Raw genomic sequence first — 15,222 nt, forward strand, 5'->3', positions numbered from 1 at the left:
AGAAATGGATTTGAGAAAATACATTAGGGACATTCCAGATTTTCCGCAGAAGGGGATTTTGTTTAGAGACTTAACACCTCTCATGGGGGATAAAGATGCATTTAACTACACTGTAAAAGAAATTGCTGACCATTTTAGAACTTTTCATGTGGATAAAGTTGCGGCAATTGAGGCGAGAGGATTTATCTTTGGTGCTCCTATTGCAAAAGAGCTTGGAGCAGGCTTTGTACCAATAAGAAAACCAGGGAAACTTCCCTATGAAGTTGTAAGGAAAGAGTTTCAGCTTGAATATGGTATGTCAATTCTTGAATTGCATAAAGATGCCTTCAAGAAGGGCGAAAGGGTTCTTATGATTGATGATCTTCTTGCAACTGGTGGCACTGCACTTGCTGCATCTGAACTTGTTGAGTCTCTTGGCGCAGAAATTGTTGGTTGGGGGTTTGTCGTAATACTTAAAAATCTGAAAGGAGAGGAAAAAATAGGGAAATATCACATATTTTCCCTTGTGAACTTTGACTAAAGAAAGCCTTTTTGAGGAATTAAAAAATAAAGTGTCCCCTTACCTTGATGGTGAGGGGATGAAACTTTTAGAGGACGCCTACAAGTTTGCACTTGAAAAACACTCTGGGCAAACGAGAGAATCAGGCGAAGAGTATATTATTCATCCACTGAACGTTGCAATAATTCTTGCAAACCTCAAACTTGATGCTGAAACATATGCAGCAGCACTTTTACATGATGTTATAGAGGACACAAACGTTACTTTAGAAGATATCAAGTCGCAATTTGGAGAAACCGTTGCCTTTCTCGTAAATGGAGTTACGAAACTCAGAGGTATAAAAAGTGTATCAACTGAAGAAGCACACCTTGAAAGCCTAAGGAAAATGCTTCTTGCAATGGCTCAGGATGTCCGTGTTGTCCTCATTAAACTTGCTGACAGACTTCACAATATGCGAACACTTAACTATCTTCCATCCGAAAGACAAAAAGAGATTGCCAAGGAGACAATGGATATTTACGTCCCACTTGCCCATCGCCTTGGAATTTACACTATGAAGTGGGAACTTGAAGATTTGAGTTTCCGTTATCTTGAGCCTGAGAAGTATTATGAACTTGCAAGAAAGGTTGCGAAGAAACGGGAAGAACGTGAGGCATATGTTAATGAGCTAATGGAAGAGTTGCGTAATCTTTTGAAAGAACATGGAATTTCAGGAATTGTTGAAGGGCGTCCAAAGAACCTTTACGGCATTTATCGTAAGATGATACGTGACGGAAAGCAGTTTGAGGAAATTTATGATATCATTGCTTTAAGAATTATTGTTGACGATATTCCAACATGTTATCAAGTTTTGGGAATCGTAAATAACTACTACAAACTTGTCCCAGGAAGAATCAAAGACTATATTGCAATGCCAAAGCCAAACTTTTATAGATCACTTCACACAACTGTTATAACAAAATCTGGAGAACCATTTGAAATACAAATTCGAACAAGAGAAATGCACGAAATTGACGAGATGGGTATAGCAGCGCATTGGAAATATAAAGAAGGAAAATCTCTTGATAAGAATTACGAAGCAAAGATTGCATGGCTAAGGCAGATGCTTGAATGGCAAAAAGAAGTGCGCTCTTCAAAAGAGTTTGTTGAAAGGGTAAAAGTTGATTTGTTTTCAGATGAAGTTTTGGTTTTTACGCCAAAGGGTGATGTTATTGAACTTCCTCAGGGCTCAACTCCGGTTGATTTTGCATTCAGAGTGCATACGGACATTGGGTATCGCTGTATTGGGGCAAAAGTGAACGGCTCTCTTGTCCCGCTTAACTATAAACTTCAAACGGGTGATAGGGTTGAGATTATTACATCAAAAACTGCAACTGGACCAAAACTTGATTGGCTTCAATTTGTGCGAACTGCATCTGCAAAATCCAAAATAAAGGCATATTTTAGAAAACTCTATGAAGAAAAGAAAGAGGCTGAGAAAGAAGAAGAGACAACTAAGCCAAACCTTCCTAAAATTATTCCTCTAAAACCAAAAACTGAAACCTCTGAATACTTTCCTACAATTAACGGCGCAACTAATATAAATATCTCTGTTGCAAAGTGCTGTAATCCAAAACCATTTGATGAAATTGTTGGCTACATTTCACGGGGACGTGGTGTAAAAATCCACAGGGTTGATTGCCCAAACTTAATAAGAATTATTGAAAATGGTGGTAAAGTCGTTGAAGCACACTGGAGTAAAGGCAAAGAGAAAAACCTTTATGCATTTTTTAAATTAACAGTGCAAGATGTCCCAGGTCTTATATATAAAATTTCAGGAGTATTTGCAAAGAGAAACATAAGTTTTGAAAACTTTCATTCATCGTCAAAGAAAAAGAAATTTAAAGGACGATTTCTTGCATATGTGCGATTTTCCTGCAAATTAGATCCAAAGGTTAATTTACCAGAAATCGTGAAAGAACTTGAGAGCCTTGAAGAAGTTGTAAAAGTGCGTGTTTCAAAGAGGTGGATATATGAGGGTAGTAGTGCAGAGAGTGAAGAAGTCGAAAGTGAAAGTGAATGATGAAGTTGTCTCAGAAATCGGGAAAGGAATTCTTGCACTTGTTGGAATTGAAAAATGGGATACAGAAGAAATCGTTGGGTGGGTTGCAAATAAAATTGTAAATTTGAGAATTTTTGAGGATACGGAAGGAAAAATGAATCTTTCTGTAAAAGATATTGGTGGTGAAATTCTCTTGGTTTCTCAATTTACACTCGCTGCCTATATCAAAAAAGGTAACCGTCCAAGTTTTTCAGAAGCAATGGAAGAAGAGCTTGCAAGAGAATATTTTGATAAATTTGTTTCAATGGTGAAAAATCAATATCCATCTGTTAAAACAGGAATCTTCAAGGCACATATGGAAATTGAACTTGTAAATGATGGTCCTGTAACAATCATAATCGAACGGTATCCGAGGGATATTTCGTTAAATAACTAATTTTTAAAAGAATTTTCTTCCATAAAGAGCAACAATCTTATGATGCGCTCTCAATTCTATTGTATCATCAAGCTTTTTAAATTCTTCTTTTGTAATTCCAAATTTTCTTTTGAGGGCACTAAAAATAAGATAATCTGCAATGTGCGGGTTTTTAGGTAAAATTGGCCCATGCATATAAGTTCCTATAAGATTTTTGTAAATGAGTCCTTCTTTTTTGTCTTTTCCATTATTTCCAAAACCAGTTATAACAGTGCCAAAAGTATTGTAATTATGATATGTACGGCCTCCATGATTTTCGAAGCCGACAACAGTCTTAGGTTCTAAACCGAGGTTATTTTTTATGATTAGGTTGCCTATTAATCTACCTTTCTCCCCAAATGTATAAAAATCCAGTATTCCAAGGCCTTTTACCTCTTGTCCGTCAATTGTAATGTATGCATTGCCCAACAGTTGATAACCACCACATATGGCAAGGACTGGAACGCCGTCTTCGATGAGTTCTTGGAGTATGCTTTTGATTCCAAGAAGATGTTTAAATAGTATTTTTTCTTCAAAATCTGATGCTCCTCCCAAAAGGATTATATCTGCTTTCTTAAGGACCTCAATTTTTTCTCCCAAATGGAAATTTGTGATTGTTGCATTGATATTTCTCCAACTCAATCTTTTAAATAGAGTAATTGCGTTCCCTTTGTCTCCATATAGGTTTAACAGTTCAGGAAAAAGATTTAAAATTTGGATAAACATCATACCACCTCGTTTATTGCATTTAGAATAATGTTTCGAGTTTCAAATAGAGCAGTATAGGTTGGTAGAAAATATAACTTTTCGACGTCTTCGTTTAATAGCAGAAATATGTTTTCCTTAAGATTTGTAAGAACACATTTTTCTATGTCAAAAGATGTGTATTTTAATCTCAATTTGATCTCTTCTTTTCTTTTTCCATCACAGTAAATCTTTTTTATGTTTTCTATTTTTGAAAGTATTTCAAAATCTGCATCCCAAATCCAAGAAACGTCTTTTCCGTCTGCATAGTTATCATTGAGAATAAATACCACTATTTTCCTTGAAGTATCCCTTGCGATTGTATACAGTGTTTCGCTTAAACTCACAGGATTTTTAACAAGATTAATAATTATTTTTTTGTTTTGATATACGATTTCTTCATACCGGCCGAGTCTGTGAGAAAAATTTTTTACAGCATCTTTTATTTGTTTAAAATCAATTCCCAAAATCATTGCACATGAAAGTGCCGCAGATATATTGTATAATTGATAGATACCGCTCCTTTTTGTGTTCAAATCTTTAACCTTGCCCTTCTTTTTATCTATAAAGTCAAATAAAATTGTGTCATCACTTTCTCTTACATTAGTTATTAAAAAACGAGGTTCATTGTTACTAAATCCACATTGAGGGCAAATAAATTTTCCGAGATGTCCAATTGTGTAGTATTCATAGTTTAATTTTGTTCCACAAACTGGGCAGAATTGCACATCTAAAGTAATATTTCTATCATGTAATTCGTTTTTCACCTCAATACTATAAAAAAATTTATTTTCTCCTTTTAATAGATTTAGACTTGGGTCATCACCGTTTAGTAATCCAACCGAATCTCCAATTCCTTCAAAAATTTTTTTACGAATTATTTCAATCTCAGCATATCGATCAAGCTGGTCCCTAAATATATTTGTCACAACAACTATGTCTGGTTTGAGTTGTTTTGCAATTTTAGGGAGTGTTCCCTCGTCTATTTCAAAAGTGCAATATTCATAGGTTTGTTTAAGATTGCTTATAAACGCACTTACTATTCCGCTTATCATATTTGCCCCAAATTCGTTATATAGGACCGAACCACTCTTAGAGAGAATTGTCTTTATAAGATAATTAGTGGTTGTCTTCCCATTGGTACCAGTTACGAAAATTTTTATTTTACATCTAATTCCAATTTCTTTGAGAATATCTGGATATATAAAATATGCAATAAGTCCTGGTAAGGAGGTTGCCATATGGCCGGATATTTTTAACAAATTTTTTACTATAATACCTAATCCAATTGCTAAATAAAACTGTATTTTCTTTATCATGTTTATGAACCAAATTAAATAATTTTTTACTACCATTGAAATTTTACCATCTTTTTTGGATTGTAAATATTAAGGCCATTTTGTATAAGAGTTTGTTCTATTTAAAGCGGTATTACATAAATTTGGGATATTTTTATTGAATTTGCAGATTCTAAATTTAGTTATTTACGGAACCTGAATTTATTTATCTATCTTTTTCCAAAGGATTATTTATATTAAATTGAAAGCCTTATTAGTTCCAAAGCGCCATATAAAATTTGCATTAAGTTCAATTTATAAATACGTTTTTTATAATATACTTAGTCAGTTTTAACTATATTTGTGAAGAGTCGAAACATATATTTGACAGAATGGAAAAAGTTAGTTATAATATTAGGTGTGCGGGAGTAGCTCAGGGGCAGAGCGCTGGCTTCCCAAGCCAGTTGTCGCGGGTTCAAATCCCGTCTTCCGCTCCATGGCGCCGTAGCCAAGTGGTAAGGCAAGGGTCTGCAAAACCCTCATTCGTCGGTTCGAATCCGACCGGTGCCTCCAACAGTGTTGCCGGGGTGGCGGAACAGGCAGACGCACGGGACTTAAAATCCCGCGGTGGTGACACCGTGCCGGTTCGACTCCGGCCCCCGGCACCATAAAGTAGCATTTCAATAGATTTCTTTGTATTTTTCTTTACTTTTTGGAATGGTTTGCAAGAGTTCTACTTTTGATTGTTGCTAAGACGCTTGCTGTGATTGTTCAATATAATATATTACCAATGCCAAACTGAAACGCTTTGTTAAATAGCCAAATAAGCCTTTTCAAACCATTAGCCTTTACCAATGTTCCATTGTTGTAGTAAAAAATAAACGACAAGACTATTTTCTAATTTATTGCTTATATTCTTAATGCTTTTAGAGTTAGAAAAATGTTTTTAATATCGGAAGGCTTTATATATATCAATAAAGTAAAAATCAACAAGCTACAGCACAAGAAAAAATACAATTTGCCTCACATACTGTATAATTAACTCAATACAAAACTAAGGCATTCTAACATATATTTTTTGTAATCTCTTTGACAGAAATTTTAAAAAAGGATAAAATTTATCTGTGGGATTCTTTAATGTCATTTTATAACTAATAATAAGGAGGATGAGTTTATATGTTGAAAGACGAGTTTTATTTTTCGCTCTTTGATTTTTCCTTGAGTTTGTCAGGTGCGGTAGATGCAGTTAGCCCAGCCTTGGTAAATCATCAGAAAAGGACTACCTATTTGGCTTGGAATATTGGCAAGGAGATAGGATTAGATATAGAACAAAGAAGAAAACTATTTTTGCAAGCCTATTCCACGACATTGGAGGTATTTCTTTAAAAGAAAGAATAGATATTTTAAATTTTGATGAAGATTCTTCTTACAATAAACACGCAGAATTAGGATATTTGCTTTTTAAAGATTGCAAGATGGTCTCAGAGGAAGCCGATATCATTCGATACCATCATGTTCCATGGGATTACGGAGCGGGAAGAGAAAAAAATAACGAAAGAATACCAATTGAAAGTCATATATTGCACCTTGCAGACCGTATTTCGGTACTTATTGACTACGATCATGAGGTATTAGGGCAAGTTGGAAGTATAGTAGAAAGAGTAAAAGGTCTTTCAGGTAAGGTGTTTGTGCCAGAGTTTGTTGATGCATTTGTAAAGATATCAAATAAAGAATATCTATGGTTAGATGTCGTATCTTCCAACATTGACGAAGAATTGAACAAGATACATAATTTACCGCTTGCTTCTTTTGATATTGAGTTATTACGTAATTTTGCAAAAGTTTTTTCGCGCATTATTGACTTCAGAAGTAGATTTACAGCTACTCATTCGAGTGGCGTTTCAGCGTGTGCTGTAGAACTTGCTAAATTGGCAGGTTTTTCAGAAAAGGAATTAGTAATAATGGAAATTGCAGGTTATTTGCATGACTTAGGAAAGCTTGCAGTCCCTAAAGAGATTTTAGAGAAACCTGGTAAGTTATCATTGGAAGAATTCAATATAGTAAAAAGCCACACTTACTATACTTATAAAATACTCTCTTATATCCCAAACTTTGAAACAATAAATCGATGGGCATCGTTTCACCATGAAAGGCTTGACGGCTCTGGTTATCCATTCCATATAAGTGCCTTTGATTTTCCATTAGGATCAAGGATCATGGCTGTAGCGGATGTTTTCACTGCTCTTACAGAGGATCGTCCTTACCGAGAAGGAATGGATGTGGACAAAGCCCTGAATATCGTGGAAATGATGGCACAAAATAACGCTTTGGACACTTATGTGACTTACCTTTTAAAGAAAAATTTTGCTAGAATAAATGATGTTCGGATAGGTGCGCAAACAGTTGTCCGCAAAGAGTATGAAGAATTTTCGAAATTCGGTATTTTATATTAAACATTTTGCATAAAAGTTAAAAGCTAGTATGTTTAAACATTTTAAAGAAATTTTTTGTTCTTTTTTGAGGTATCTCTTTTAATGGAGGATGGACACCCTCCTCCAACTCCACCCAAAAAATAGTAATCTTTTTATCCTTGGGGGTAAGTTAGAAAGGGGACGTGCTCCCTTTCTATTAAGTGTCATTTCAAACGTAGTGAGAAATCTCCCCAGTTTGAGGTGTAACTACCCCCCTCAATACTCCCCCAAAAAAGTCGTCCCGAACGTAGTGAGGGATCTCCTCTTATTGGAGGAGGGTATCCCTCCTCCAACTCCACCCTAAAAATAAAAAATTTTCTTAGCCTTTCAGGGGGAGTTAGAGGGGGAGACTTTAGGTCCCCCTCTAAATTAGGATACCCTCCTCTAACTTCACCCAAAAATAAAAAACTCTTTGTCCTTTAAGGAGGAGTTAGAGGGGGGAATCGTAAGTCCCCCCCTAATTAAAGGAGGAGATTCATCACCTTCGGCTTCGGAATGACTGAGTGTGCGTCATCGAAGGAGCGTTAGCGACTGAGAAATCTCCGTTTTTCAGGAGGAGTTAGAGGAGGAGACTTGTTGATCCCCCTCTAAATATTAAAATGGTTTTGTTCCTTTCTAATGCATGGGAATAAGAGGCATGATTTCAAATCTTTTCTAAATAGGATATTCTTCCTCGGAGTAACAAAAGAAAGTTCATTGTGAAAATTAAAAAAGGCAGGTGAAATACCTGCCTATAACCCAACTAAAATTTTTTTATTTTGATAACTTAAAGTATGTTGCTCCAATTTCTTTCAACTTATCATAGTCTGGCACGACATAAGAAATGCTATCAATCATTTTAGGAACACCAGGGAAATTTACTATTTGTAAGTCTTTACTTGTAAGATCATTATAAGTAAGCCCGAGTTTCGTAATTTGTGCAACGGTTAAATTTGTATCGATTGCATTGCCGATTTCCTGAGCAATCTGTGGAAGTTTGAAAATGTTTCTAATATCTTTTGTCTGGTCAATAATTGCCTTAATAAGTTCCTGTTGTCTTTCAACACGACCATGTATATTTCCTTCGGAATCAACTCCAAAATCACCCCATTCATCATATCTGAATCGTGCATATTCGAGGGCCTTCGTGCCATTGAGGTGTTGAACTCCTGGGTTTAAGTCAATTTTTACATCGCCAGTCCAAGAGTGGTAATGCATTGGCTCTTTTACATCAATTGTAACTCCACCAAGTGCATCTATCACCTTAGCAAAGCCATCAAAATTTACTATTGCGTAGTATGGTATATCTTTACTATCTATACCGAGAAGGTTTGCAACGGTTTTTATGGAAAGATCAATTCCTCCATCATCGAAATAATCTGAATTAAATGCTGAATTAATTTTGTCATATCCGTGTCCTGGAATTTCTACCCTTGAGTCCCTTGGAATTGAAAGTAGTGTTATCTTTTTGTTTGTTGGGTCAAGGTGAATAAGAATCATCACATCAGATCTTCCTGCTTCGTCTTTCGTGCGCCTGTCAGTTCCTAAGAGTAGTATGTTTGTTGGTTTTGAAGTATCAAGTGGAATTTCGCCTTTTGAATGTTCATTAATCAAACTCAAATTCTTTGCGGTGATGTAAACGTAATATCCAAGCACCGATAGAAATGCTATAAGAATCACAACTATAATCTGTTTTATAAGTTTTTTTGTATTTACATTCATCTTACAAAGCTTCCTTTCAATCAAAAATTGACGCTAAATATATCACAAGTGTTATTATAATCAAAAACTTTAAAAACATTATGAATTTTTTCATTAAAAATCACTTTACGAGAAATTTAACAATGTGGGGTCCAAACAGTAGGGAAATTGTAGTCATAAGTTTTATTAATATGTTGATGGAAGGTCCTGCAGTGTCTTTAAGAGGATCGCCAACTGTGTCTCCTACGACACTTGCTCTGTGTGCTTCGGATCCTTTTCCTCCAAAGTTGCCTTGTTCAATGAATTTCTTTGCATTATCCCATGCAGCACCTGCATTTGCCATGTAAATTGCAAGGATTACACCCGATAGAAGCGCTCCTGCCAAAAGCCCACCTGTAAATTCCTTTCCATAGGACATAAAAATAATTAAACCCGCAAATGGAGAAACAACTGCAATTAACGAAGGAAGAATCATACTTTTCAAGGCGCCTTTTGTTGATATTGAGATACACTTTTTGTAATCTGGATCTGCTTTCCCCGACATAAGGCCAGGAATTTCTCTAAATTGTCTTCTTACCTCTTCAACCATGTAACCTGCCGACCTTGATACGGCCATTATTGCAAGCGCAGAAAATAGGAAAGGAAGCGATGTTCCAACAAACATACCTGAAATTGTATATGGTGACATTACATTAAGCGTATCCATTTGCATTGATTGTATATATGAGGAAAACAAGGCTAAGGCTGTAAGTGCAGCAGAACCAATTGCAAATCCCTTTCCCATTGCAGCAGTTGTGTTTCCAAGTGCATCCAACGTGTCAGTTCGTTCTCTTACTTCGTGAGAAAGGTGAGACATCTCTGCAATACCACCTGCGTTATCTGCAATAGGACCATATGCATCGACGCTCAAACTTATCCCAAGAGTTGAAAGCATTCCTAAGCCTGCAAGTGCAATTCCGAAAAGTCCGCTAAATCTATATGAGATAATGATTCCGATTGCTATAAGAAGGAGTGGTATAAATGTGCTTTCCATACCAACTGCCATACCTGAAAGGATTGTTGTTGCAGCGCCACCTTCAGATGATGACTTTGCAATTTCAACAATTGGATTTGCGCTTGTAAAGTATTGAGTTATAAAACCTATCGCAAGCCCTATAAGAAGGCCTGTTATGATTGCAACAAAATAGTTTGTTCCATTTGGTATTCCTTTTGAGATGATAAAAAACACGATAATTGCAAAAATATTTGCTATTACAGAACCAATGTTGAGTGCCTTTTGAGGTGCGATATTTATTTTGGAGGCAACGAGAGAAGAAATTACTCCTACAATAGAAGATAAAATTCCATAACCTGTTATAAGGTAAATGTAAGTTGATGCATTATTTCCAAGTGTAAGTGTCCCAAGAATTATCGCAGCAGTAATTGAACCAACGTAAGATTCGTAAAGATCAGCACCCATTCCTGCAATATCTCCTACATTATCGCCTACGTTATCCGCAATAACTGCAGGGTTCCTTGGGTCATCTTCTGGGATGCCTGCTTCAACTTTTCCAACAAGATCTGCGCCGACATCAGCAGCTTTTGTATAAATCCCGCCACCTACACGTGCAAAAAGTGCAACAAAACTTGCTCCAATTGAATATCCTGTTACTGCAACAAGAGGGGAAACTTGAGGTAGAAATTTAACAGAGATAAAGTATGTTAAAAGCGATCCAACAACTCCAAGTCCTGTTACTGTAAGGCCCATAACTGAGCCACCTGAGAATGCAACAAATAGAGCTTCACCTGTGCTTTTCGTTGCGGCATTAGTTGTCCTCACACTTGCTCTTGTTGCAATATACATTCCAAAAAATCCTGATAGTGTCGAGAAAATTGTACCAAGAGCGAAGAAGACAGCAACGTATGGAGAAATTACAATACCAATTAAGATTGCAAAGATGATTACCCAAAGATACATCGTTCTATATTCTTCGAGAAGAAATGCAAGAGCACCATCTTGGATTGCTTTTGCAATTTTTTTCATTCGCTCGGTGCCCTGGTCACGCTTAAGGATAGAAATTGACAAAGCGACTGCAAAGATGAGTGATAATACTCCAAAGATACCTGCAAGTAAAAGCCCCATTTCCGCCTCCTTCGTAATCTAAATTATGGAGCCGGCGATCTGATTTGAACAGACGACCCGCTGATTACGAATCAGCTGCTCTACCGCTGAGCTACGCCGGCGCCTTAAAATTCACCTAAAATAAAAATGGAGCGGAAGACGGGATTCGAACCCGCGACACCTGCCTTGGCAAGGCAGTGCTCTACCCCTGAGCTACTCCCGCTTTTATCTTCATTTTCATAAAACTGGCGGGATCGATGGGATTCGAACCCACGGTCTCCGGCGTGACAGGCCAGCGTGTTAGACCACTACACCACGACCCCGCTAACTTATTATATTTGAACTTACAATTTTTTGCAATATCCTGAATGGTGGGCGAAACAGGATTCGAACCTGTGACCCCTTCCGTGTGAGGGAAGTGCTCTACCGCTGAGCCATCCGCCCACATCCCACCATTAATAAATGGTGCCCTCGAGGAGAGTCGAACTCCTATCGCCGCCTTGAAAGGGCGGTGTCCTAACCGTTAGACTACGAGGGCTCACTGGTGAGCCGTGCAGGATTCGAACCTGCGACACCCGGCTTAAAAGGCCGGTGCTCTGCCTACTGAGCTAACGGCCCCCATAGGGGTATAGCAATAATATAATACAGAAATATTAATTTCTGTCAAGTGGTAAACTTAATACCCTTCGGCTTTTTCAACAAACTTTGTGTATTCTTGCTGGAATAGGAGATGTGCACTTCCTTGAGGTCCATTTCTCTGCTTTGCAACGATAAGTTCAATTTCATCTTTGTTATCTTCATCGGGCACGTGCAGGAATATTACGACATCTGCATCCTGCTCAATTGAACCGGACTCCCTAAGATCAGACAAAACTGGGCGTTTATCTTCACGTTTTTCAACGGCTCTGCTTAGCTGGGACAAAACAATAAGTGGTATATCAAGCTCCCTTGCAAGATTTTTAAGTCCACGGGTGATTTGTGATATTTCAAGGACTCTATTTTCGACTTTTTGCTCTGAACGAATTAACTGAAGGTAGTCAATGAAAATGACTTCAACTTTTGCTTCGATCTTTAATCTTCTTGACTTTGTCCTTATATCGTTAAGCGTTACATCTGGCGAATCATCGATGTAGATTGGTGCTTCATAAAGGCTTGAATAGGCCTCGGTTAATTTTGGCCAGTCTTCATCCCTGAGATAACCCGTCTTTAATCTCATCATATCAACTTTTGCCTCAGCACAAAGCATTCTTTCAATGAGTTGCTCTTTTGACATTTCGAGTGAGAAAAACCCAACAGGTTTTTCCTCTTTAATTGCGATGTGCTCTGTTATATTAAGTGCAAGGGAAGTTTTTCCTATGCTTGGACGTGCGGCAATTATAATAAGGTCTGATTTTTGAAACCCGCCCGTTATTTTATCAAGGGATGGGAATCCGCTTGGGATTCCTGAGAGTCCCAATTTTCTTTTGTGCCTGTTTTCGATTTCTGAAAAGTGCTCGTGGAGAAAGTCGCGAACTCTCAAAAAATACGACTGGGATTTTCTTTGAGATATATTAAAAATCTTTTGTTCTGCAATATTTAAAACCTCGTCTATATCCATCGACTCGTTAAAGCCGAGTTCAGAAATTTCAGCCCCTGCCTTGATGAGTTCTCTTAACAGCGCTTTTGTTTTTACAATCTTTGCATAGTATTCAACATTTGCAGCATTCGGAACAGAGGATGCAAGTTGCATGATGTAAGTTACTCCACCAATAAAATCGAGTTTGTTTGTGGATTTCAGTTTGTCGGTAACAGAAACTATATCAATAGGCGTATTTTCTGTTGTCAGTTCAAATACTGCCTTCATTATTTCCTCATGCTCAGGGCGATAAAAATCTTCAGGGCGTAAAATTTCAAGTACTTTGAGTACCGCCTCTTCGTCTATGAGGACTGCACCAATTACCGATTGCTCTGCCTCAATGCTATAAGGTGGGAGCCTTTTAATTTCTTCAGCCATTATTCTTTTTCGACTTTTACTTTTAGTTCCGCTTGAATTTCTTTATAGAGTTTTACAGGGATTTTATATTCACCAAGTTTTTTAATTGGGTTATTTAATACGATCTTTTTCCTGTCAATCTCAAGACCAAATACCTTTTTTATCTTTTCTTCGATATCCTGAGCAGTTATTGACCCAAAAAGTTTATCCTCTGTACCTGCATTGGCTTTAAAAATGAGTTCTTTGGACTCTAAAATTTCCTTCTCCTTTTGTGCTTGTGCAATTCGACGCTCCTCAACATTTTTGCTTACATCTACAATTGTTTCGGCAGTATCTTCATCAACGATTTTTGCAAGACCTTTGGGAACCAAATAATTAAGAGCATAGCCCTTTGAAACAGCGACTATGCTCTTTGCGTTTCCCAAGCCCTTTACGTTTTGCAATAAAAGGACTTTAACTTTCATTATCTTACACTCTTACAAATGGCAGGAGTGCCATAATACGAGCACGCTTGATTGCTCTTGCAAGTTGTCTCTGGTGTTTTGCGCAAAGCCCAGTGTTTCTTCTCGGGAGAATTTTACCTTTCTCGCTTATGAATTTTGAAAGTTTTGCAACATCTTTATAGTCAATCTCTTCGTTTCTTGCACAAAAAATGCAAACCTTCTTTTTTTGCCTAAAGAAATATCCCTTCTTTGCAACTTTTTTTGGTGTTTCCATTTTTACCTCCCTCTATGCAAATGGTACATCTGGTTCTGACTCATCAGTAGCCTCTTCAATTTCAATTTCCTTTGCACCTTTTGCTACGATGAGTTTTATATCTCTTGCAACTACTTCCGTTGCATATCTTTTGTTCCCTTCAACTTCGTATTCACGAATTCTAAGTCTTCCTTCAACAAATATAAGATCACCTTTTTTAAATGTCTTTTCGACTTTGTCGGCAAGTTTGTTCCAAGCAATAATGGTAATAAATGAGGTTTCTTCTTGCCAATTTGTAGGGTCTTGCTTACTTCGGTATCTCATGTTTACCGCAATCCTAAATTGAGCAACCTCGTTTCCTGTTGGAGTGTAGCGGATATCAGGATCTGCAACAAGACGTCCTGTTAAGAAAATTCTATTTACATCAGACATTTTCCTGTACCTCTTCTGATTGTTCAGTTGGTTCTTCTTTTACTTCAGTTTCCTTCGGCGTAGATTCTACTTTTTTCTCTTCCTTCTTTACGACCATTGCACGCAAAAAACCATCTGTAACTCTGAAGAAATAGTAAAGATCCTTGACAGCGCTTGCAGGAAGATTGATGTAGGCAAGAAAGTAATAGCCTCTGTCCTGCTTTAAAATGGGGTATGCAAGAGTTTTTAACCCCCACTCGGTTTCACTTCTAAGACTTCCACCATTTCTTTCCACAAATTCGTGGAACTTGCTAACAAGCGCTGCTCTTTCTTCGTCAGAAAGATTGGCGCTTACAATGTAAAGCACTTCGTAGTAATTCATCTTTTTACCTCCTGGACTAAAAATTTATGCCTTGTAAGGCAACCCCTACAAGGAAGGTATTCTATACCAAACTCTATTATACAGAAATCAATATTCTAATCAAGTATACGAATTTGAGATTTGGAATTTGTGCTCTCATTAATGCACTACCCAAAAATTTGATGGAGAAACATGTCCCTCCGATTTTCCCAAAAAGTCATTTCGAACGCAGTGAGAAACTCCTCATTTCAATCTGAGGGGGGTATTTTGCCCCCTCAGTACTCCCCCAATAACGCAATTATCTTGTAGTCATGCCGAAATGACTTTCTGAGGCATCTCCTCCTTTCAAGGGGAGTTAGAGGGAAAATCGCAAGTCCCCGTCTAATTAAAGGAGGAGATTCCCTTTCGAGCTTGGAAAGGAATAATTAAAGTCGTACTAAAGTCCATTACTGAGGTTTTCTCCATTTAGAATATTTTTCGTAAGTATAAGTTTTATGCTATAATTTTTATACGGG

13 protein-coding genes and 9 tRNA genes are annotated in these 15,222 nt (G+C 37.2%); 7 read left to right on the forward strand and 15 right to left on the reverse strand.

Annotation, left to right across the window (positions count from 1 at the left end; all coding sequences use genetic code 11):
- Nucleotides 1–4 precede the first annotated feature (4 nt).
- The 3 genes from CSE_RS01440 to dtd are packed head-to-tail and all read left to right on the forward strand — an operon-like array spanning nt 5 to nt 2,976.
- Nucleotides 5–520: an adenine phosphoribosyltransferase gene (locus CSE_RS01440; protein WP_014452857.1), complete on the forward strand. Its 516-nt coding sequence runs from the start codon at nt 5–7 to the stop codon at nt 518–520.
- A 58-nt stretch (nt 521–578) separates the two neighbouring features.
- Nucleotides 579–2,561 (forward strand): RelA/SpoT family protein, encoded by a 1,983-nt coding sequence (locus CSE_RS01445; RefSeq protein WP_156785883.1) that lies wholly within the window; start codon nt 579–581, stop codon nt 2,559–2,561.
- Nucleotides 2,512–2,976, forward strand: a complete 465-nt coding sequence (gene dtd, locus CSE_RS01450) for a D-aminoacyl-tRNA deacylase (RefSeq protein ID WP_014452859.1) — start codon at nt 2,512–2,514, stop codon at nt 2,974–2,976. The genes CSE_RS01445 and dtd overlap by 50 nt, the downstream gene beginning before the upstream one ends.
- 3 nt (nt 2,977–2,979) lie before the next feature.
- On the opposite strand, the gene CSE_RS01455 is transcribed toward dtd, so the two are convergent.
- Together CSE_RS01455 and CSE_RS01460 are read right to left on the reverse strand one after the other, a co-directional pair.
- A complete protein-coding gene (locus CSE_RS01455) occupies nt 2,980–3,720 on the reverse strand; it encodes a type 1 glutamine amidotransferase (protein WP_041726018.1) in 741 nt (246 codons plus the stop codon).
- Complete coding sequence (locus CSE_RS01460; protein WP_197535276.1) at nt 3,720–5,057, reverse strand: MurT ligase domain-containing protein; 1,338 nt, start codon at nt 5,055–5,057, stop codon at nt 3,720–3,722. Before CSE_RS01460 ends, CSE_RS01455 begins: the two co-directional genes overlap by 1 nt.
- Nucleotides 5,058–5,437: 380 nt before the next feature.
- Here CSE_RS01460 and CSE_RS01465 point away from each other — a divergent pair.
- The 4 genes from CSE_RS01465 to CSE_RS01480 all read left to right on the forward strand — a co-directional run bounded on the left by CSE_RS01465 (nt 5,438) and on the right by CSE_RS01480 (nt 7,468).
- Nucleotides 5,438–5,512, forward strand: a tRNA-Gly gene (locus tag CSE_RS01465).
- Nucleotide 5,513: 1 nt separating this feature from the next.
- Nucleotides 5,514–5,588: transfer RNA gene (locus CSE_RS01470), tRNA-Cys, on the forward strand.
- A gap of 8 nt (nt 5,589–5,596) precedes the next feature.
- Nucleotides 5,597–5,683: transfer RNA gene (locus CSE_RS01475), tRNA-Leu, on the forward strand.
- A gap of 624 nt (nt 5,684–6,307) precedes the next feature.
- Nucleotides 6,308–7,468, forward strand: coding sequence for an HD domain-containing phosphohydrolase (locus CSE_RS01480; protein WP_014452862.1), 1,161 nt, complete (start codon nt 6,308–6,310; stop codon nt 7,466–7,468).
- Nucleotides 7,469–8,239: 771 nt separating this feature from the next.
- Here CSE_RS01480 and CSE_RS01490 read toward each other — a convergent pair.
- The 13 genes from CSE_RS01490 to rpsF all read right to left on the reverse strand — a co-directional run bounded on the left by CSE_RS01490 (nt 8,240) and on the right by rpsF (nt 14,728).
- Nucleotides 8,240–9,187 (reverse strand): LCP family protein, encoded by a 948-nt coding sequence (locus tag CSE_RS01490; RefSeq protein ID WP_014452864.1) that lies wholly within the window; start codon nt 9,185–9,187, stop codon nt 8,240–8,242.
- A 100-nt stretch (nt 9,188–9,287) separates the two neighbouring features.
- Nucleotides 9,288–11,288, reverse strand: coding sequence for a sodium-translocating pyrophosphatase (locus CSE_RS01495; protein ID WP_014452865.1), 2,001 nt, complete (start codon nt 11,286–11,288; stop codon nt 9,288–9,290).
- A gap of 26 nt (nt 11,289–11,314) precedes the next feature.
- A tRNA-Thr gene (locus CSE_RS01500) sits at nt 11,315–11,389 on the reverse strand.
- 26 nt (nt 11,390–11,415) lie between these two features.
- Nucleotides 11,416–11,490 (reverse strand) — tRNA-Gly (locus tag CSE_RS01505).
- A gap of 23 nt (nt 11,491–11,513) precedes the next feature.
- Nucleotides 11,514–11,590 (reverse strand) — tRNA-Asp (locus CSE_RS01510).
- Nucleotides 11,591–11,636: 46 nt separating this feature from the next.
- A tRNA-Val gene (locus tag CSE_RS01515) sits at nt 11,637–11,711 on the reverse strand.
- A 19-nt stretch (nt 11,712–11,730) separates the two neighbouring features.
- Nucleotides 11,731–11,805, reverse strand: a tRNA-Glu gene (locus CSE_RS01520).
- 4 nt (nt 11,806–11,809) lie between these two features.
- Nucleotides 11,810–11,885: transfer RNA gene (locus CSE_RS01525), tRNA-Lys, on the reverse strand.
- A 58-nt stretch (nt 11,886–11,943) separates the two neighbouring features.
- Nucleotides 11,944–13,260, reverse strand: coding sequence for a replicative DNA helicase (dnaB, locus tag CSE_RS01530; RefSeq protein ID WP_014452866.1), 1,317 nt, complete (start codon nt 13,258–13,260; stop codon nt 11,944–11,946).
- A complete protein-coding gene (gene rplI / locus CSE_RS01535) occupies nt 13,260–13,703 on the reverse strand; it encodes a 50S ribosomal protein L9 (RefSeq protein WP_014452867.1) in 444 nt (147 codons plus the stop codon). The genes dnaB and rplI overlap by 1 nt, the downstream gene beginning before the upstream one ends.
- Before the next feature lie 4 nt (nt 13,704–13,707).
- Nucleotides 13,708–13,956: a 30S ribosomal protein S18 gene (gene rpsR, locus CSE_RS01540; RefSeq protein ID WP_014452868.1), complete on the reverse strand. Its 249-nt coding sequence runs from the start codon at nt 13,954–13,956 to the stop codon at nt 13,708–13,710.
- A gap of 12 nt (nt 13,957–13,968) precedes the next feature.
- Nucleotides 13,969–14,367: a single-stranded DNA-binding protein gene (locus CSE_RS01545; protein ID WP_014452869.1), complete on the reverse strand. Its 399-nt coding sequence runs from the start codon at nt 14,365–14,367 to the stop codon at nt 13,969–13,971.
- Nucleotides 14,360–14,728 carry a 30S ribosomal protein S6 gene (gene rpsF, locus CSE_RS01550; RefSeq protein ID WP_014452870.1) on the reverse strand — a complete coding sequence of 123 codons (369 nt, stop codon included), beginning with the start codon at nt 14,726–14,728 and terminating at the stop codon, nt 14,360–14,362. Before rpsF ends, CSE_RS01545 begins: the two co-directional genes overlap by 8 nt.
- Nucleotides 14,729–15,222: the final 494 nt, after the last annotated feature.

Origin of the sequence: Caldisericum exile AZM16c01 (genome assembly GCF_000284335.1) — a bacterium.
Taxonomy (GTDB): domain Bacteria; phylum Caldisericota; class Caldisericia; order Caldisericales; family Caldisericaceae; genus Caldisericum; species Caldisericum exile.

Coding starts and splice junctions, on each gene's coding strand:
- CSE_RS01440 (WP_014452857.1), top strand. CDS start 5: ATGGATTTGAGAAAATACATTAGGGACATTCCAGATTTTCCGCAGAAG.
- CSE_RS01445 (WP_156785883.1), top strand. CDS start 579: ATGAAACTTTTAGAGGACGCCTACAAGTTTGCACTTGAAAAACACTCT.
- dtd (WP_014452859.1), top strand. CDS start 2,512: ATGAGGGTAGTAGTGCAGAGAGTGAAGAAGTCGAAAGTGAAAGTGAAT.
- CSE_RS01455 (WP_041726018.1), bottom strand. CDS start 3,720: ATGTTTATCCAAATTTTAAATCTTTTTCCTGAACTGTTAAACCTATAT.
- CSE_RS01460 (WP_197535276.1), bottom strand. CDS start 5,057: ATGATAAAGAAAATACAGTTTTATTTAGCAATTGGATTAGGTATTATA.
- CSE_RS01490 (WP_014452864.1), bottom strand. CDS start 9,187: ATGAATGTAAATACAAAAAAACTTATAAAACAGATTATAGTTGTGATT.
- CSE_RS01495 (WP_014452865.1), bottom strand. CDS start 11,288: ATGGGGCTTTTACTTGCAGGTATCTTTGGAGTATTATCACTCATCTTT.
- dnaB (WP_014452866.1), bottom strand. CDS start 13,260: ATGGCTGAAGAAATTAAAAGGCTCCCACCTTATAGCATTGAGGCAGAG.
- rplI (WP_014452867.1), bottom strand. CDS start 13,703: ATGAAAGTTAAAGTCCTTTTATTGCAAAACGTAAAGGGCTTGGGAAAC.
- rpsR (WP_014452868.1), bottom strand. CDS start 13,956: ATGGAAACACCAAAAAAAGTTGCAAAGAAGGGATATTTCTTTAGGCAA.
- CSE_RS01545 (WP_014452869.1), bottom strand. CDS start 14,367: ATGTCTGATGTAAATAGAATTTTCTTAACAGGACGTCTTGTTGCAGAT.
- rpsF (WP_014452870.1), bottom strand. CDS start 14,728: ATGAATTACTACGAAGTGCTTTACATTGTAAGCGCCAATCTTTCTGAC.